This window comes from Xanthomonas sp. NCPPB 1754, from assembly GCF_041475725.2.
Taxonomy (GTDB): Bacteria; Pseudomonadota; Gammaproteobacteria; order Xanthomonadales; family Xanthomonadaceae; genus Xanthomonas; species Xanthomonas euvesicatoria.
Genome location: NZ_CM192982.1, coordinates 4,980,542 through 4,997,346 on the forward strand (window position 1 = coordinate 4,980,542; position 16,805 = coordinate 4,997,346).

General features: G+C 62.4%; 18 protein-coding genes, 1 other RNA gene and 1 pseudogene. 12 read left to right on the forward strand and 8 right to left on the reverse strand.

All coding sequences use genetic code 11. The features are described 5' to 3' along the window. Positions 1–41: 41 nt before the first annotated feature. From ACCQ15_RS21335 to xopAV, 7 genes are all read left to right on the forward strand, one after another. Positions 42–1,592: a choice-of-anchor Q domain-containing protein gene (locus ACCQ15_RS21335; protein ID WP_218533005.1), complete on the forward strand. Its 1,551-nt coding sequence runs from the start codon at positions 42–44 to the stop codon at positions 1,590–1,592. Between the two features lie 352 nt (positions 1,593–1,944). Beyond that, a complete protein-coding gene (locus ACCQ15_RS21340) occupies positions 1,945–2,532 on the forward strand; it encodes a chymotrypsin family serine protease (protein ID WP_372381053.1) in 588 nt (195 codons plus the stop codon). Beyond that, positions 2,529–2,795, forward strand: a complete 267-nt coding sequence (locus tag ACCQ15_RS21345) for a hypothetical protein (protein WP_011349164.1) — start codon at positions 2,529–2,531, stop codon at positions 2,793–2,795. The genes ACCQ15_RS21340 and ACCQ15_RS21345 overlap by 4 nt, the downstream gene beginning before the upstream one ends. Positions 2,796–3,261: 466 nt before the next feature. After that, positions 3,262–4,098, forward strand: coding sequence for a restriction endonuclease (locus tag ACCQ15_RS21350; RefSeq protein ID WP_029820580.1), 837 nt, complete (start codon positions 3,262–3,264; stop codon positions 4,096–4,098). A gap of 60 nt (positions 4,099–4,158) precedes the next feature. Then, the gene (xopAJ, locus tag ACCQ15_RS21355; protein WP_372381054.1) at positions 4,159–5,511 is read left to right on the forward strand and encodes a zeta toxin family type III secretion system effector XopAJ/AvrRxo1; all 1,353 of its coding nucleotides are present in this window, start codon (positions 4,159–4,161) and stop codon (positions 5,509–5,511) included. Between the two features lie 17 nt (positions 5,512–5,528). Then, positions 5,529–5,825 carry a hypothetical protein gene (locus tag ACCQ15_RS21360; protein WP_071117661.1) on the forward strand — a complete coding sequence of 99 codons (297 nt, stop codon included), beginning with the start codon at positions 5,529–5,531 and terminating at the stop codon, positions 5,823–5,825. Between the two features lie 250 nt (positions 5,826–6,075). Next, positions 6,076–6,774 carry a type III secretion system effector XopAV gene (gene xopAV, locus ACCQ15_RS21365; RefSeq protein WP_372363640.1) on the forward strand — a complete coding sequence of 233 codons (699 nt, stop codon included), beginning with the start codon at positions 6,076–6,078 and terminating at the stop codon, positions 6,772–6,774. Positions 6,775–6,942: 168 nt separating this feature from the next. On the opposite strand, the gene ACCQ15_RS21370 is transcribed toward xopAV, so the two are convergent. The 3 genes from ACCQ15_RS21370 to ACCQ15_RS21380 all read right to left on the reverse strand — a co-directional run bounded on the left by ACCQ15_RS21370 (position 6,943) and on the right by ACCQ15_RS21380 (position 8,741). Next, the gene (locus ACCQ15_RS21370; protein ID WP_031425210.1) at positions 6,943–7,419 is read right to left on the reverse strand and encodes a nuclear transport factor 2 family protein; all 477 of its coding nucleotides are present in this window, start codon (positions 7,417–7,419) and stop codon (positions 6,943–6,945) included. Positions 7,420–7,482: 63 nt separating this feature from the next. Beyond that, a complete protein-coding gene (locus tag ACCQ15_RS21375; RefSeq protein ID WP_372381055.1) occupies positions 7,483–8,052 on the reverse strand; it encodes a TetR/AcrR family transcriptional regulator in 570 nt (189 codons plus the stop codon). A gap of 116 nt (positions 8,053–8,168) precedes the next feature. Further along, positions 8,169–8,741, reverse strand: coding sequence for a TetR/AcrR family transcriptional regulator (locus ACCQ15_RS21380; RefSeq protein ID WP_041469930.1), 573 nt, complete (start codon positions 8,739–8,741; stop codon positions 8,169–8,171). An 83-nt stretch (positions 8,742–8,824) separates the two neighbouring features. Here ACCQ15_RS21380 and ACCQ15_RS21385 point away from each other — a divergent pair, with 83 nt between their 5' ends. Continuing rightward, positions 8,825–9,568, forward strand: coding sequence for a glucose 1-dehydrogenase (locus ACCQ15_RS21385; protein WP_041469931.1), 744 nt, complete (start codon positions 8,825–8,827; stop codon positions 9,566–9,568). Between the two features lie 365 nt (positions 9,569–9,933). On the opposite strand, the gene ACCQ15_RS21390 is transcribed toward ACCQ15_RS21385, so the two are convergent. Further along, entirely contained in the window at positions 9,934–10,452 is a 519-nt protein-coding gene (locus tag ACCQ15_RS21390; protein WP_029820574.1) for a hypothetical protein, read from the reverse strand. A gap of 565 nt (positions 10,453–11,017) precedes the next feature. On the opposite strand from ACCQ15_RS21390, the gene ACCQ15_RS21395 reads away from it, so the two are divergent. The 4 genes from ACCQ15_RS21395 (at position 11,018) to ACCQ15_RS21410 (ending at position 13,858) form a co-directional block, all read left to right on the forward strand. Then, positions 11,018–11,350 carry a hypothetical protein gene (locus ACCQ15_RS21395; protein ID WP_303401140.1) on the forward strand — a complete coding sequence of 111 codons (333 nt, stop codon included), beginning with the start codon at positions 11,018–11,020 and terminating at the stop codon, positions 11,348–11,350. Between the two features lie 61 nt (positions 11,351–11,411). Further along, positions 11,412–11,488, forward strand: a non-coding RNA gene (locus tag ACCQ15_RS21400) — sX9 sRNA. A 197-nt stretch (positions 11,489–11,685) separates the two neighbouring features. Beyond that, positions 11,686–13,611, forward strand: coding sequence for a M61 family metallopeptidase (locus tag ACCQ15_RS21405; RefSeq protein WP_372173163.1), 1,926 nt, complete (start codon positions 11,686–11,688; stop codon positions 13,609–13,611). 67 nt (positions 13,612–13,678) lie between these two features. Continuing rightward, the gene (locus tag ACCQ15_RS21410; RefSeq protein ID WP_003482327.1) at positions 13,679–13,858 is read left to right on the forward strand and encodes a hypothetical protein; all 180 of its coding nucleotides are present in this window, start codon (positions 13,679–13,681) and stop codon (positions 13,856–13,858) included. A 102-nt stretch (positions 13,859–13,960) separates the two neighbouring features. Here the strand turns inward: ACCQ15_RS21410 and xopQ are convergent, their stop codons facing one another. The 4 genes and pseudogenes from xopQ to ACCQ15_RS21430 all read right to left on the reverse strand — a co-directional run bounded on the left by xopQ (position 13,961) and on the right by ACCQ15_RS21430 (position 16,663). After that, positions 13,961–15,355 (reverse strand): type III secretion system effector XopQ, encoded by a 1,395-nt coding sequence (gene xopQ / locus ACCQ15_RS21415; protein WP_277574223.1) that lies wholly within the window; start codon positions 15,353–15,355, stop codon positions 13,961–13,963. 357 nt (positions 15,356–15,712) lie between these two features. Then, positions 15,713–16,003: a HigA family addiction module antitoxin gene (locus ACCQ15_RS21420; RefSeq protein ID WP_372381056.1), complete on the reverse strand. Its 291-nt coding sequence runs from the start codon at positions 16,001–16,003 to the stop codon at positions 15,713–15,715. 17 nt (positions 16,004–16,020) lie between these two features. Next, positions 16,021–16,303: pseudogene (locus ACCQ15_RS21425) on the reverse strand (type II toxin-antitoxin system RelE/ParE family toxin). A gap of 54 nt (positions 16,304–16,357) precedes the next feature. Next, positions 16,358–16,663: an ATP-binding domain-containing protein gene (locus ACCQ15_RS21430; RefSeq protein WP_372163425.1), complete on the reverse strand. Its 306-nt coding sequence runs from the start codon at positions 16,661–16,663 to the stop codon at positions 16,358–16,360. Positions 16,664–16,805 lie beyond the last annotated feature (142 nt).

Here is a 16,805-nt window from a genome sequence, read left to right on the forward strand (position 1 = left end):
GCAGGAACATCACCATGCGTTCAACACTTCACGCCACCGTCGTGACGGCGGGGCTTCTTGCGCTGGTCACCACCAGTGCGGCCATCGCCGCCGTGCCATCGGTGGCGCAATGCACCACGCCGCAGCCGTGGGCGCACTCCAATGCCGGCGTGGTGGTCGGCAACGGTACGGCCGCCAGTTGTACCGCCAGCGCTCTCGCCACTGCGGTGGCGCAAGGTGGCTATGTCACCTTCAACTGCGGCACCCGTGCAGCCAGCATCGCCGTCAACCAGACCATCAACATCAGCGCCAGCACGCCAACGGTGATCGATGGTCAGGGCAAGATCACCCTGGATGGCCGCCAGGCCGCGCGCATCTTCCAGGTGCAGAACGGCAATGCGCTGTCGGTACGCAATCTCAAACTGCAGAACGGCAGCTCCGTGCAGCCGGCATCCAATACACAGTACGCGCCCGGCACCTGGGGCGGTGGCGCGATCAAGGTCAGCTACCGCGGCAAGCTGGAAGTGATCAACAGCCAGTTCCTGGGCAACCGCAGCAGCATCGGTGGCGGTGCCATCTTTGCCGGCAGCGATACCGACGTGACCATCGTCAAGAGCGCGTTCTCCAGGAACACCTCGTGGCTGGGCGGCGCGCTCTACACCCAGCTCAGCCGTCTGACCATCGTCAATTCCGAATTTGTCGGTAACCAGGCCATCAATGCGCCGGCCGGCTTCCCCGATGCCGACCAGTTCGGTAACAGCGGCGCGATCGACACCGACGGCGCCTCGCTCGCCGGCTACCTCAACGCCGCTGCCGGTGGCGCAACGCTCTCGGTGTGCGGCACGGTGGTGCGCAACAACACCGCGGCCAACAGCGGCGGCGGCGCCACGTTGTGGGCGTATGCGCCCGACACCATCGACGTGCGCTACTCCACCTTCGCCAACAACATCGCCTATGGCGGCCCGGCCGGCGGTGCGCGCATCAGCCTGGGCTTCGGCGACACCACGCACTCCGGCACCACCATCACCACGCCGGGCATCATCAACATCGAAGAAACCAGCTTCATTTCCAACCGCGCCGAAAAGAGCAATGCCGGTGCCTTGTACATGGACTGCTACGGCCCGTCCTGCAATGTCAGCAACAGCACCTTCTACGGCAACTACGCTAAAGGTGTGGGCGCGGCGATCCAGCATGTAGGCTGGCAGCCGTCCAATGGCGACCAGGGCAAGACCACGGTGCGCTTCAACAACGTCACTTTCGCCGAGAACACCCCCGGGTCCACGTTGTTCGGCAGCGGCTTCGACATCCGCAACAGCGTCTTCTACTCCAAGACCGAGCGCGCCTTCTGCAGCGACCAGAGCAGCACCGGCAACAACCTGATCGAGTACTCCGCTGCGGGCGGCTTGTTCCATAGCTGCCTCACCACCGGCCTGGCACGCGCCACCGACCCGCTGCTGGGCGCACCCGCCGCCAATGGCGGACCCACGCCTACCCAATTGCCGGCGGCCAATAGCCCGGTGCGCAATCTCGGCAGCAACTGCCGCACGATCGACCAGCGTGGTGTTGCGCGTGATACCGCGGTGTGCGATGTGGGCGCGGTGGAAATCAAGTAAATCGAACTGCGCGTCCCCGTCCCCTGGCGAGGACGCGCATTGTGTGGCCGAGTGGCTTAAGCCTGCTCGGTCATGCGATCAAGGATTCCCAGGGCCAGCCCCTTTGTGCCGGCGACTGCGTCATCGAATCTGGCCTTGTTGTGATGCGCACGGCTTGCTCAACCGCTGAAGCCGATCAAGCTGCATGTTGAAATCTTGCGCAGTTCCGGATTTGGTCAATGCGCAGCTGCACGCAAAAGCGCGGCAGCGATCTACTTCGTTTGCTGCGGCGGCGCTTCGTCCCTAAAAAAATAGTTAATTGCCGAGGAATTACGATGTCTTGAGTTGTTTCACCATAACCTCGTAGGAAAAGATGATTAATATTTACTTCGCGCGTCCAGATACGTCTCAAAAGAAAATGGGACGTGCACGTCGCGGCTCTTTGATCGCCGTTGGTGTCCTGGCGCTCCTTGCGTCTGCCTCGGCGCTTGCCATCGATCAGGCCAGACTCCGGCAGCCAGTGGTTGGCGGTACGGTGCTGACAATGAGCCTGGGTAACCGCTGCACTGCCGGCCTTGTGCTTAAGCAGACAGGCGTCCTTGCTAACTTGACGCCCTATCGGAGAGCGGTCCGGTTCGTTCTGACTGCAGGTCACTGTGGTGACTACAACAGCACAGTGTCCGTAGATGGGGCAGATCTTGGCTATGTCTCATGGAAATCGAGCGTTTCAGATCTCGAATTGATTCGCGTGGAACCGGTGCTGCATAACTACCGGCACTGCGAAGCGCCATCAACGGGAATTCACTGCACAATCGTTTCGACCTACGAGCCGCGTGCGGTAGGCAAGGTCCTGCTCTCGCGGGCAATTCTTTGTGGTCGCGCGCTGGCGGGCTCGATACGATTGCGGTCAATGGCCACACGCCCGCTCCTCCGACTGACCGCTTCTGCACAAGCGGCATGAGCACCGACGTGTTGTGCGACTGGACCGATGCGCGCATTCCTGCAAATTTCCCAGACCCAGGACTCCAAGGACTGCATGCCGCCACCCCGGACTTCGGCGGCCTGACAGGTCCAGGCGACTCCGGCGGACCGGTGGTGAGCTCATCGGGAGTGATGCATGGGATCGTTAAAGGTCAATACGATAATCTGAACATGATGTTTTATACATCTACAGCTCAGTTCTTCCGTGAGCAGCCTGATTATACGATTGCACCACCAAACTGATTTCGGCAGTGAGATGATCTGGCGAAGTATTCGCCTATCACTCCAGGCCGGCAGCCCCTTCCCCTTCAATGGAAGGGGTTGGATGGAACGAATTGCCGCAACTGAATGTTGCCCGCTTGATCTCAAGGCAGAGAACCTTCAAACCTGCCTCCACCGACGATCCAAAGACTCCGCTCGTCGTAGCAATGGCCAAGTTGGCGACAACTAGCCCGCATTGCATCTGGTCATGTTGATCGCCGTATCCAAGAACAATCCGCGCGCAACCCGTTCAAGAGTCGGCTTGCGGCTGCCGATGCAACTGCCGACGTAGTTTTAGCGGACTCAAGCATTGAGGCCCGTGTAAGCCTTCCGCGCTGAAGTGCACGATCCTAATCACTTGATGGGGTGCAGATCGCAATAGCATCGCCCCCTTACTGACAACGCGCGTTTCAGCGGTTATGTTCGAACCTGGAACGGGGGTTCTTGCATGGGACGCAGAAAGAAGCAGAGGGGGTTTGAAGCGTTGGCCGCGTTGCCGTGGCCGCTCGGCCTTGTAGCGGGAATCGTAGGGTATCTTGGGGTGCGCTACGGCATCGGCTGGTGGTTCTCTCACCATGGCGGGATGCTGTCCCAAGGGTTTGCCCAACAGTCGAGTGGGGCGTTCGCGCCATTGGCGTGGATGCTGCTCGGCATCTGCTGGCTCGCCGCGCTGTGCTCCTATCTGGGCTCACGCAGCCGGCAACGCTTTCTGGACACACGTACCACCCTGGAGAGCCTGGCCGCTGGCGGCTGGCGCCAATTCGAACGATTGGTAGGCGAAGCATTTCGCCGCCAAGGCTATAGCGTCGAACAAACCGGCCTGGGCGGTGCAGACGGCGGCATCGACCTGATTCTGCGCAAGGACGGCCGCCGCATACTCGTGCAATGCAAACAATGGAAGCGTCAGCAGGTTGGCGTCAGCGTCGTGCGCGAAATGTACGGCCTGCTGGCCCATCACCAGGCCCACGCGGTCAAGATCGCCTGCATCGGCACTTACACGAAAGACGCCGAGCGCTTTGCCGAAGGCAAACCGATCGAATTGATCGGCGGCGAACAGTTGTTGGACATGATCCAAGCAGTGCAGCAACAAGCCACAGCGCAGCCGACGGCGATATCCGCGCGCATCGAGCCTGTCTTTGGTTCAGCTGATTCCACTGCCTCTGCAAACATTGCCACTCCAAGCTGCCCACGCTGCGGCAGCGCACTCGTGCAGAGAAGAAACCGGCGCAGCGGCGAGAACTTTCTGGGTTGCAGCCATTTTCCTAGGTGCAGAGGAATTTCGTAAGCGAACCTGACCCCCGTTTTTTTTCATTTTTCATAGGTTCGTTTGCTGCTCATGTAGTTCGTGGGTGTGCGAGTCGCGGTTCGAATCGCGACTAATGTTGCAGAGTCAGTCGGACTGTATTTTCTTGGACTCTGGACATTTTTTAACATGAAAGACAAGATAGGCATTGCTGGCACAGCCGGGCTTTTTACTTCTCATGTTCCTTTCGATGACGCAGAATCCAAAGGCGTCCAAGCTGAGTCATCACAAGCGGCGCCGGAGTATAAATTCCAGACCCAGCTTGATAATTTGCCAGCTAGACCCGCTAGTTCGAAGAGCAGCAACACCACTCATGCTTATGTTCATGCATCGCCGCCGCATTCGGTGCCGATCGCAGGTGCATCGACCGCCGCGGTGACACATCAACAGGCTACTCAGCTTAAAGGCACCGATGAGTTATATGGTTTGGGCAACCTCCCATCTTCTGGTCCGGGGCGATGGGAGTATCTGGCGAATCCGGAGAACTGGCATCCGGAGCGCCGTAAGTTGCACGAAAAGCTATTAGATGAAGCACGATCTTCGGCCTTGACCCTGGCAGAATCTCTTGAGCGCGATGGCTGCCAACCGACATTGTTTGCGTTGCGCGGAAACACTGCCACGGGTAAGACGCGGATAGCCACAAAAAAAATTCCAGCTCTCGCCGCAGCTCTGGAGAAGACAGGTGGGAAAGGTTGCATCAATCCAGATGTATTCAAGAGTTCGCTTGCGAAGTCGGAGGCCGGCGCCAAGATATTTAGCTCGGCGCAAGTTCATAACGAATCATGTTTTCTTGCTGACCATTTTGAAGACGGGCTTCGCTCTCAAAGGACGGGCAGCGGTGCAATCGCTAGCATTGTTGTCGACAAGCGCTTGGCAAGGGCGTACGAAATCGACAGCTATATAGAACTAGCCAAAGAAACAGGTCGAAAAGTTGAATTGTGCGATATCGATGCACCCCTTGAGAATTCTTTGACGGGAGTTTTGCAACGGAAACCTGAAGGTGAAGATCCTAGGCCTCCTTACCCTGTAGTCTCAAGTGGATTTGTGGCCGTACGAAGCAATAGACTGGGTGTGATAGACAGGTTCATCGCCGATCCGGGCTTGGGAAACTATCGACTATTCGGAACAGCCGAGGATGGTAAGAAGGTCATGGTTGCTAGCGTCATGGGCGGTGAGTTGAGTGTAGAGGATGCTGATTTATATGAAAAGATAACGTCCCCGCAGGCCTCGGTCACCGGTGATTTGGCTGATAAGATAATCGACAATGAATTGATTGATCGTCTGACAAATAATATAGATGATCCCGAGCGCGCGGCGAATACGCGAGCCGCGCTGGAAAAATATAACGGCAAGTCATGGTCGGCCGCGCTAGCTGCTCATAGCGAGCTAATTTGATTGACAGGAAAATAGCGATGAAGACTTTGAAAGGCGCAGAGGCGCTCGAACTCCATAAGAAGCTTAAGGAACGCAATGAAGCCTTACATGCTTCCGATATCGCGTCAGCATTAGTACGCGCCGATGCCGTCGGCAAGGAACGGTTTGATCTCGAGGAACTGGAAAAACTTTGCGATACCAGTAGTGCGGGGCGCCTTACTGATGTGAAAGAGCGCCGCGACATATATGAGCGGATGTACTACGTCGAGTATCCTAAAATTATGACGTTAAAAGAATTTGCTCGTATCGTTGAGACACTTTCCTCTTGGTCATGACAGCCAGGCTGGTGCATTTACAATGATGGTTTTGTATCTATCGATGGCCTAGCTGGCTCAGTCTGAGTCCTCGGCGCAAGCTAGGTAGGTTCAAGTGTGCAAACCAGGGAACTGGGTCCAGGTTGAATTCTAAATGGACCTGATTCTGTTCTTGCGACTTCGTCGAAAGCGCGTGCGTTTCGGCGCGCGATGAGGCGCGGCGATGTTTCGATGAGAACATTGGCCTCGACCATCCATGGTGAGGTGTCTCATGCATCCCGCAGTGTTACCGTCCTTGTCGCCGATGGCGAGAAGAGAAGAGATCGATCTGGAAAGAGGTCGTGCCGAGATCGAACTCGGCGCCACAGAGCCGCGACATGCCGATGCACGGATAGATGCACAGTTGCAAGGCCTACCACAACAGCCGGTGCGCAGAGCGTCGACCAGAACGACGGGGCAACGGATTGCCGGCCACGTTTCGACCGTCGCCGGCATCGGCGCCGCTCTCACTGGTATCGCTTCGATTCCTCCACCCATGGTCGCATTCATGGGCTATATCAGCGAGAAAGACCAACTTGCAAAGTACAGCGGAATTGCCGCGCTGGCCGGTGTTGCCACTACCTGCGCGCTCAGTGCCGTCCAGCGCCTGGCACACGCTTATGCGTATGGAAACAACATCAGTTCCAGGGCCCGCGCAATGGGAATGACAGACGGCTGCATGAACCGCGCGGTCGACATTGTCACGATGCCCGGGGAGCACGATCGCGCCGCGCATCCGATGAACGAGCATGAGACCCAGCTGCTCGCCGACGATCTGCTGCGGTTGGCGACGTGGGAGCCTTCCAGATTGGAGCCGGGCCTGTGGGAGGCGGCCAGCGGCGTTGGCGATGACGCGGACGCGCTGGTCGATCGCCTGCTTGCCTTTAGAAGGTCGGTGACGGCAGCCGCCACAGCGTCGTCCTCCGAATAAGGTACAACTACGGAAACGGGGCGGAAACGGAGTCAGGTTTACTTTCTGAGTGAACTTGACCCTGTTTCCTTGCCACCTCCCCTGCATGCCAATGACGCAGCCGGGGCCAGACAAAAGCCCCCGTGCAGAAGCACCGCCGAGGGCTTGCATCTCAGTCGCCTAGAACCTCTACATACCCAGATCAGACAGCCCCGGATGATCGTCCGGGCGACGGCCCAGCGGCCAGTGGAACTTGCGGTCGCTTTCCTTGATCGGCATGTCGTTGATGCACGAGAAGCGGCGCTCCATCAGGCCATCGGCGCCGAATTCCCAGTTCTCGTTGCCGTAGGAGCGGAACCAGTTGCCTGAATCGTCGCGCCATTCGTAGGCGTAGCGCACGGCAATACGGTTTTCGGTAACGGCCCACAGTTCCTTGATCAGGCGGTACTCAAGCTCCTTGTTCCATTTGCGCGCAAGAAACTGCCGCGCTTCTTCCCGACCGTTGGTGAACTCGGTACGGTTTCGCCATTGGGTGTCGAGCGAATAGGCAAGCGACACTTTGTCGGCATCGCGGGAATTCCAACCGTCTTCGGCGAGTCGTACCTTTTCGATCGCCGATTCGCGGGTGAAGGGGGGAAGCGGCGGGCGAGCGTGAGCGTTGGACATGGCACAGCCTCCAATCAAAGTGGATACATCGGTGTTTTGAGCTTGCGACGGAGCGTCAGGCCGCTAGCCGGTGGCCTGCTTTAGCAACAACTGCGCGATATCCCTTGCGGTGTCTGCGGCGTCTTCGTCACCCATCACGCGCGAGACGGTGATTGCGCCTTCCATGAGAAGCAGCAGCTGGCGCGCCAGTGCGGCCGGCTGCGTAATACCCAGTTGCCCGGTCAGTTCCAGCGTGTAGTCGAGCAACTTCTGTTTGTGATGCTTGGCGATCTTGCGAATTGGATCGTCGGGGTCCCCGACCTCGCCTGCGGTGTTGATGAACGCACAGCCGCGGTAACCGACAGACTGGAACCATTCCTTGACCACCGTGAACATGCGCAGGATGCGCGCCTCGGGGCTGTCGGCCTTGTCGCATTCGCGCCTGAACCACTCGAGCCAACGGACGTCGCGCGCGCTCAGTGCAGCGGCGGCCACCTCGTCCTTGTTGTCGAAGTGGCGGTAGATGCTTTTCCGCGCCACGCCTGAGGTCTTCACCAGCAGGTCCATGCCGGTGGCATGGATGCCATGCTGATAGATCAGCGCCTCAGCCGTTGCCAGGATCTTCTGTTGGGTGTCGTTGGTTGGCTTGTCCACGGCGCCAAGGTAGAACGATCGTTCTCCCTTGTCAACGATCGCGCGTGCGTAGGTTCCGAGCCCTCACCACCCGACACGAACGATCGGGCAATCCGGACGTCATCGTGTCAGCCGCCTCATGCAGCCGACGCCGCCCTTGGCGCTGCAATGCCGTCGACGAACAGCCCGATCAGATGCGCGATGCGCGTCTTCGGCGAGCCATGCTGTTCGGTGGCCAGCGAGGTGGCGATGGCGACGACGACGAGATCGTCGAAGCAGACATCGCAGCGGACGACGCCGCTGTTCTGCGCGCTACGCAAACGTTGCTGCCCTTCCTTGCTGACGGCCTCGCACCCTGGCGTGCCGCTCTGCAGCACGGCGCCGAGCGACGCAGCCAGCCCACGATAGACACTGGTGTGCAGTGCCAGATCCTCCAGATACGCGCGCAGCGCGGCCAGCGCGTCGAGCGAACTGGCGCGCGCGTGACTGGAAGCCGCCAGCGACAGGAAGCGCCCGCTATAGGCCGCGGCAAACAACGACTCGCGTGTGGGGAAGCGCCGATACAGCGTGCCGATGCCCACACCGGCGCGCTTGGCGACGTCTTCCATCGACGCCTCGGCGCCGCGCTCCAGGAATACCTCCTCGGCCGCGGCGAGCAGGCGCTCGCGGTTTCGCTGGGCATCGGCGCGCAAGGGAGTGTCGGCGGTCAACGGGCTCTTCCGGCGTGACTTGTGGAAGTGGAGGCTACCTCCATATAATAAGTGGAGCAATCCTCCACTTGCTGGGAAACACCATGGGCAAGCGATTCGAAGGCAAGGTGGTCGTGGTCACTGGCGGTACGGACGGCATCGGGCTGGTGACCGCGCAGGCGTTTTCGGCCGAAGGCGCGCAGGTCTACGTCACGGGGCGGCGGCAGGACCGGTTGGACGCTGCGGTGGCGGAGATCGGCGGCGGCGCGGTGGGCGTGCAGGGCGATGTCGGCGTGTACGAGGACATGGACCGGCTCTATGCGCGCATCCAGCAGGAGCACGGCCGGCTGGATGTCGTCTTTGCCAACGCGGGGGTTTCCGAGTCGGCCGCGCTTGGCGAGATCGACGTTGCGCACCTGGAACGCCTGCTGGCGACCAACATCAAGGGCACGGTCTTCACCGTGCAGAAGGCGCTGCCGCTGATGGCCAGCGGCGGCGCCGTGATCCTGGCCGGCTCTGTGGCTGGCAGCAAGGGCATCGGCGCGCTTTCGGTCTACAGCGCCACGAAGGCAGCCATCCGCTCGTTCGCGCGCACCTGGACGAGCGACCTGAAAAGCCGCGGCATCCGCGTGAATGTGGTGTCGCCCGGCATGGTCCACACACCGGCCATGCAGACCTACCTGGAAGCCAATGCAGGGGCCGAGGACGCGTTCAAGCAGATGATTCCGTTCGGGCGTCTGGGCGACGCCGAAGAGATTGCCGAGGCGGTACTGTTCCTGGCCTCGGACGCGTCCAGCTTCATCGCGGGGCACGAGTTGTTTATCGATGGCGGAGTCATGGCGATTTAGGCCGCTGCCAGAGCGCTGCGATCAGCCAGGGCGACCGCGCGCTCGATCGCCCGCAGGTGGCGGTTGTCGCCATGTTTGCTGGAAACGCGGCCGGGGTTACTTTTTCGGTGGCCTTGTCCAATGGTTGCCGCCGATCAGGGGGTACTCCGGCATCCCGTCGCCACGCCATGTCGCCTTGCGCACTGGCCGTGCGTCACGACACCGAGAGCCGATCGATCTGCTCCAGCGTGGCGCCGAACCTGCAGCGCGCCATTGGGTGAAGCCTGAGCGCAGTTTTTTCCGGTTTGCTGCCTGTGTCATGTCGAGCACTCCAGCCGCCCAGCGAACGGTCGTCGTAAGCGCCTGGAATGCATGCCAACGGTCGATCACGACGCCGAACGCGCTACCGTGCAGTGCTGAGCCACGCACACGATGGCAGTGATTGTGCCGCCTGCGCCCGCAGACCCCGCGTCGCTCACAGTGCCGCCAAGGCGTTGCATGAGTGCCACCATCGGGGCCAGGTTGTCGCCCCCGTTGTTGGTCCAGGTACCCGAAAGTTCGCTGGCTTGCTTCGGAATCGATTGGCCCGCTGCGGTTCTTTCGCTACCGGGTTCGGATTTTCCGTTGGCCTGATTCACATCAACGATCACGCCGACATATGAGCCGTCCTTGAAGACAACTCTGAAAAGCAAGTTTGCCCGATGCGGGTTGGCCCGCGACGCCGTGGTCCCGGAGCCTGTGACCTGTTGTATCAGCGAGCTGCTGCCCGTGGCAGATTCAACCATGGCCCTGAGATTTGCGTCGGTGACGTAATCGTATGCGCTTTTCTCGCGTGCATGAGAATTCAATCCCAGCATCTCGATTGGGATATTGTAAATAGGTCGAATGGTGCCCCCATCGATCACGTGAAACGTGTGCGCGTTGGCGAGCTCTTGAGTCGCTCCAGCGGATGGCGTCTGCTGCTGCACGATTGGCGTCGGTGGAGCTTTCACCGATGCGGGCACTGTGTCGCCGTCTGATCCAACGTACCACTGTTGAACCAGGTTATCTCTTACGTTGTAGACGATGTGGGTGCCGGGTCCCCTGCGCACCGCTTCAGCACGAAAATCGCTGTCTACTCGGCAAGTGTCGCACCGGATTGCAACGGCCTGGGCCCAGGCCGAGACAACGGCACATCCTGTCGCCAGCACAGCGCTCCATATGTGCTTCACGATATCTCCGTAATTTTTTGCGAAGGCAGATCAAAAGCCTATTTGAGGGGGTCTTTTGTCGCAACAGGTTCGCATGTGACGCGTTTTCGCACTTGGCGGAAGGTGCGGGAGCAGAGGCAGAATTGACGTAGGACAAGAGTCGGGTCGACTTCTTCCAACCTCATCAGTGCTCGCATTCGAGGCCTGGGCGAATACGCCTTGACCTCCCATACATCCCCCACCCGCCATCCTCGCTGCAGCCTCAACTGGAGAACGCACGATGATGAAGTGGATGGGCACCGCGCTGGCCGCGGCAGTGTTGATGAGCGGTTGCGCCAAGGTGGAAGGCGAGAAGTTCGTTGGGCATTGGGTCAACCTGCAGTCGCAGGACGAGACGATGGACATCGAGCGCAATGGCGACACCTTCATGGTGCGCAGCACCACACCGAAGTTCTTCAGCCGCCAGCCCAAGACCGAAAGCTACCCGGCGGTGTACAAGGACGGCGCGCTGCAGGTCACCAACGATGGCGAGACGGTGAACTTCGCCATCGACGAGAGCAACGGCCATCTCAATACCGGTGGTGAGCAATACGAGCGCGTACCGGCCAAATAAGAGCAGCTGACAGAACGACTGCGCAACCGCCAGGCGGCCGCGGCCGGTGCTCGGAATCGGCATGTACCACGCATACACTGCGGTTCTGAGCGCGCCGTCCGCGCCCGCCTGACGGCTGCTGCCTACGTTTTGTTAGCCGCTCTAAGGCCACGGCTGTCACCGGCGCCCGCGTGCAGCCCTTGACGATCGCACGCGGGCGTTCGGCATCTGGGCACGTGTGTGCGTCCGTCGATGCGGATGCATGCGCCGAAGCGAGCTGGAGCAGCGCGCTGTTTTCGAGATGGCTGCATGCTGTTGCAGGCGTATAGGATCACGGCCTTGTTCGAGGCCGTGCAATGCGCATCCATTCAAGACACATTCCCCCTTTTCGCTTTGCGCGTGCGTCGGTCTTGGCGGTGGTGCTCGCACTGTTGGCAGGCCAAGGGTTCGCGCAATCCAGTCACGGCCCGACGTACGTTGCCCCGACGCCGACGGTTGCGCCGCCGGCAGACCATGCCTTTGCCGGGGTGATGCGCGTGGACGTGGATGCCACCGACGTAGCGCGCCGCATCTTCGCTGTGCGCCAGCAGATACCGGTAGACGCGGGCGGCGTAATAACGCTGCTGTATCCACGTTGGGAGGCCGCCAGCCACGGGCCGAGCCTGACGGTGACCGATCTTGCCGGCCTGGAGGTCAATGCAGCGGGCCGCCGCCTGGCATGGCGGCGCGATGCCTATGAGCCGCATGCCTTCCACGTGCAGGTGCCGGCCGGCGTGCAGCAGCTCGATGTGCGGTTCCAGATGGTGGCCGGCGGCGAGTTGCTGACACGCGACATCGTGTCTGTGCCCTGGCAGCGGTTGGTGCTGTATCCGGCCGGTTGGTATGCGCGGAATATTCCCGTGGCCGCCATGTTGACGCTGCCCGACGGGCTGCGACCGTTCAGTGCCTTGGACATGGAGCGCGTGCGCGGCACGCACTACGTCTTCAAGACGACATCGCTGGAAACGCTGCTGGATGCGCCGGTGCTCGCCGGCCGATACGCCGCGCAGCTGCCGCTGAGCGGGGCGGTGTCGCTGGATATCGTGGCGCAGCGGCCCGCCGACCTGCAGGTGCCGCCCGCACGTGTGGCCGAACTACGTTCGCTGCTTGCGCAGCTGGGCGCGGTGTTCGGTCCGCCGCCGTTTGCACGCTACGCCATCCTGGCGCGGCTGAGCGACGAGGGGTCGGCTGGCGGCACCGAGCATCGTGCGTCCAGCGAGAACGGTTTGGCCTCGTCGCATTTCCAGGACTGGCCGGGCCAGATCCTCTCGCGCGACCTGATTGCGCACGAAATCGTGCATGCCTGGAACGGCTTTTACCGGACGCCTGCCGATTTATGGGCACCGACGCCGAACGTGCCGGTCTCCGGAAGCCTGTTGTGGATGTACGAGGGACAGACCGAGTTCTGGGGCCGCGTGCTGGCGACACGGGCCGGCCAGTTCACGCCCGATGAGGTGCGCGACCGCCTGGCGCTGGAAGCAGCGGAGATCGCAACGCGGCCCGGGCGGGCATGGCGCTCCTTATCCGACGACGTGCACTACCCGGCTTTCATGTTGCGCCAGCCGGTGGCGTGGCGCGACTGGCAGCGCCGGCGCGATTACTACTCCGAAGGCGTGATGCTGTGGCTGGCCGTGGATGCCGAACTGCGCACGCGCAGCGGCGGCAAGCGCAGCATCGACGATTTCGCGCAGCGCTTCTTCGCCGGCGCCACGCCGGACGCGCCCACGCGGACCTATACGTTCGAGGACATCTGCGCCACGTTGCATGCGGTGGCGCCAGCGAACTGGGCAGGTTTCCTGCGCGGGTGGATCGATGCCCACGACGAACTGGACACCACGCGCGGACTGGCCCAACACGGTTGGGCGCTGGTCTACACCGACACGCCGACGGCCGCGTTGCGTGCCAGCGAAGCGGAAGCTGGCGTTGCCGATCTCACCTACTCGATCGGATTGACGGTACGCGCCGACGGCATGGTGCGCACGGTGGCCTGGAACGGCCCCGCGTTCGCGGCCGGGCTGCGGCCGGGCACGCGCGTGTTGACCGTCAATGGATCGCCGTTCGAGCAGGACGCGTTGCGCGATGCGGTGCGCGACTGCATTCGCCGCCCCATCGTGTTGGGCATCGCACAGGACGAGCAGCGTGCAGACGTGCAGATCCAGTACACCGGACCACTGCGCTACCCACGGCTGGAGCGGCTGGCCGGGCGGCCCGACACCCTGGCCAAGCTGCTTGCGCCACGCTGAGGCGATGGGCGCCGGCTGCCGCCACCGGTTGTCGCGTCTTCCCCTGCGCCAGACCCTCTGCCCTTCCATGGCGCACAAGCCTTACAGTGCGCTGGCACGCCGGGTCCGGCGCTGCCCGACCGTTCAATCCAGCAACCACGAGGGTGTCATGAGCAAGGGGATGGACCAGAAGAAGAACCAGAAGAAAGAGCCGACCAAGACGCTGAAAGAAAAGCGCGCGGCCAAGCAGGAAAAGAGGGGCAAGTAAGCCGCCCGGCCTGTTGGCAGGCGGACGAACTGGAGGGGAAGCCCAACCTCGCGCTTCGCGGATGACGCCCGACGGCGCCACTCCGCGAAAGCTGCGGAGCGCTCAGCGCCCGCGTTGCCCCTCGTCCTGCTGGGCGAGCGCGGCCTTGGCCAGCGCCGACAGCAACAGCCTGGCTTTTTCCGGACGCACAACCTCGGCGTGGCCCACGTGCTCTACCGGGCTGGCTCCCTCGCGGTGCATGGGGGTTGGCTGGAACAGCAGGCGCGCGGCGCCGGGCAGCGCTGCCAGCAGGGTCAGCGGATCGTAGAGATTGAGCTTGGTCACCTGCGGCCAGATGGCGTCGAAGCTCAGGGCGCCTTGCTGATCCGCTGCCGCTGAATCCTGCGGTTGTGCTGTGACGAACGTACGGAAGAACCACGCCGTATCCAGGCCGGGGATCAGGTTGGCCTGGATGCCTTCCCACAGGCCTTTCAAGGCGTTTTTCTGCACATCGCGCAGATACTCGCCCACGGGGTGGCCATTGCGCGCGATGCCTTCGTAGAACGCCGGCGGTACGGCGGCCCTGTAGGCAGCTTCCTTGCTCAGGATGCGCAGCGGAATGCCGAGTTGCTGCGCGCGGCGGTAGAGCGCACGGGCGGCGTGGATGTCGGTGGCGTTGTTGTAGGCGCGCGTGTCCGGTTGCACGAGACCATCGGCGTCCCTGGCGGGGTCGATGCCCCCCATGATGGTGATGGAGGCGACCTTTTCCCGCACCAGATCGCCCGCCTCCGCAAGCAAGGCGCTGGCGTCGGTCATTCCGGCGATGACCACCATGCCGAGCTTGTGGGGCGAGGTCGCCAGGCGCTCGCGCATCGCGCGGACGCCATCGGTGTGCACCGCGTCCGGCGCCGCACGCAGCGCGGCTCCCTCGGCGAGGAACTTGGAATGCTCCCGGGCCTGCGTGGACGTCATGGGATAGTCCTGACCGCGCGCGACGCGAACCTCCGGCAATGCCAGGCGATCGAAGACACCTTTGGCCAGCTGCGCGCGTTGCGATCGCATGTCGGCATCGCCCAGGGTGACGACGACGTCGGTCAGACGCAAAAAGCCTTCGGCCTGCAGCTGCTTGGCGATGGTGTAGGTCACGACATCGTCGGGGTCCTTGTTCGGGTCAGTGAACAGCAGCGTGTCGAGCGGCAACGGCGGCCGGTGCAGACGCAGCTCCCGCAGCACGGCCGCCTCGGTGGGCGTCAGCACGGACGTGTCGGCCACGCCGAGCTCGGCCAGCATGCTGCGCTGGGCAGGCGTCAATCGCGCGGGCAAGCTCTGCGTGCGGCGGTGCCGTGGTCCGTCCGGGCGGGGAGGACGGCCAACGATGGTCTGCAAGGCGCCCGGCGGCGGCGCGGCCGCGTCTGCGGCGGAATGTGCCGGCACGGCGACGGGTGCAGGATCGCGTAGGTCAGCCGTCATGTCTGCGCCGGGCAAGCCGACGGTGGAACGGATTGCGGTGGGCTGCATGGGAGGACCTCTGGCAGTGAACGGCGGTGCTGGCAGCCCCCGTCGGCAACACGACAGAATCGGTGCTCTCGCTCATGCATGCGCAAGGCTGCACGAAACTGTCGCCTGTTCGCGCTCACGCGTGCCACCGTGGGCCGCGGCAATGGCGTGCGGCGCGATCACGCGATCCAGCGGACGGCCAGGCTCGCAACGTTACCCACCTCCAGCGCAGCGCCAGGGCGGCGTGGTGAATTCCTGTGTGCGGCGACGAAGCGTCACCGGCCGGCACGCCGCCGCATCAGCCCAACCCGACGCCGGTGTTGGCGAGCAGCGCATGCGCTATGCCGACTTAGCAGCATGTGCTGGAAGCCGCCCGGATCATGCCGCCAGCCGCTTGATCCGCGCCGGCAAGTCGCCCAGCGCGCGATGCGCCTGCTCCAGTTCGTCGTTGGCCTGCAGGCCAAGCCAGACGCGCTTGGAGGTTCCCAACGCGGCGGCCAGACGCACGGCAGTGTCGGCAGTGATGCCGCGCTTGCCCAGCACGATTTCGTTGATACGGCGCGGCGGGACGCCGGTGGCGCGTGCGAGTGCGTTCTGGCTGATGCCCAGAGGCTCGAGAAACTCCTCAAGCAGAATTTCGCCAGGGTGGATATTGGGTGGGACCGTCATCGACAGATGCCTCGTGCTCAGTGGTAATCGACGATTTCGACCTGGACCACATCGCCTTCCATCCATCGGAAGCAGATGCGCCATTGATCGTTGATCCGGATGCGGTACTGGCCGCGCCGCTCGCCCTTCGACGCTTCCAGCCGGTTGGCGGGCGGAATCGGCAGATCGTCGAGATGCGCGGCGGCATTGAGCATGCGCAATTTGCGGCGCGCGACCAATTGGATGTCGGCAGGCAACCGGTGGGAACGCTCACCCAGCCCAGATCTTTTCGGCTTCCTTGTCGGTAAAGCGCCTGATCATGTGACCAATGTGCAGTCGGCCATTGCGGGACAGCGCCGGCACCGACTGGATTGATCAGAACAGCGCACCTTGCACAGGCGCACTGGGCGGCGGTTGTGGAAGCGGCGCTGGCGTGGGTGCTGGAACCGGCGGTGGCTTGTCGTCTTTTGCACCCAACCGCCACGCCAAGCCCGAGATCCGCGCGGCGTGGCGTGCCAGTGCGGCGCGCATGACCGCTTCGCTGCCGGCCAGGTGCAGGGCGCGGCGGGCGCGGGTGATGCCGGTGTAGAGCAGTTCGCGGCTGAGTACGCGGGCGTCGCGGGTGGGCAGTTGCAGCCAGACCTCGTCGAATTCGCTGCCCTGGGCCTTGTGCACGGTCATGGCGAAGGCGCTTTCGTGCGCGGGCAGTGCGGCGGGGTGGAAGCCGCGCACCTGGCCGTCGCCGTCGCCTTCGAACCAGGCGACCAGGGGGCCTTGGGCACGGCGGTCGGTGGCGGGGGCGTCAGGGCGTGCGCTGTCGCCA

Coding starts and splice junctions, on each gene's coding strand:
- ACCQ15_RS21340 (WP_372381053.1), top strand. CDS start 1,945: ATGATTAATATTTACTTCGCGCGTCCAGATACGTCTCAAAAGAAAATG.
- ACCQ15_RS21345 (WP_011349164.1), top strand. CDS start 2,529: ATGAGCACCGACGTGTTGTGCGACTGGACCGATGCGCGCATTCCTGCA.
- ACCQ15_RS21350 (WP_029820580.1), top strand. CDS start 3,262: ATGGGACGCAGAAAGAAGCAGAGGGGGTTTGAAGCGTTGGCCGCGTTG.
- ACCQ15_RS21360 (WP_071117661.1), top strand. CDS start 5,529: ATGAAGACTTTGAAAGGCGCAGAGGCGCTCGAACTCCATAAGAAGCTT.
- xopAV (WP_372363640.1), top strand. CDS start 6,076: ATGCATCCCGCAGTGTTACCGTCCTTGTCGCCGATGGCGAGAAGAGAA.
- ACCQ15_RS21370 (WP_031425210.1), bottom strand. CDS start 7,419: ATGTCCAACGCTCACGCTCGCCCGCCGCTTCCCCCCTTCACCCGCGAA.
- ACCQ15_RS21385 (WP_041469931.1), top strand. CDS start 8,825: ATGGGCAAGCGATTCGAAGGCAAGGTGGTCGTGGTCACTGGCGGTACG.
- ACCQ15_RS21395 (WP_303401140.1), top strand. CDS start 11,018: ATGATGAAGTGGATGGGCACCGCGCTGGCCGCGGCAGTGTTGATGAGC.
- ACCQ15_RS21405 (WP_372173163.1), top strand. CDS start 11,686: ATGCGCATCCATTCAAGACACATTCCCCCTTTTCGCTTTGCGCGTGCG.
- ACCQ15_RS21410 (WP_003482327.1), top strand. CDS start 13,679: ATGGCGCACAAGCCTTACAGTGCGCTGGCACGCCGGGTCCGGCGCTGC.
- xopQ (WP_277574223.1), bottom strand. CDS start 15,355: ATGCAGCCCACCGCAATCCGTTCCACCGTCGGCTTGCCCGGCGCAGAC.
- ACCQ15_RS21420 (WP_372381056.1), bottom strand. CDS start 16,003: ATGACGGTCCCACCCAATATCCACCCTGGCGAAATTCTGCTTGAGGAG.
- ACCQ15_RS21430 (WP_372163425.1), bottom strand. CDS start 16,663: ATGACCGTGCACAAGGCCCAGGGCAGCGAATTCGACGAGGTCTGGCTG.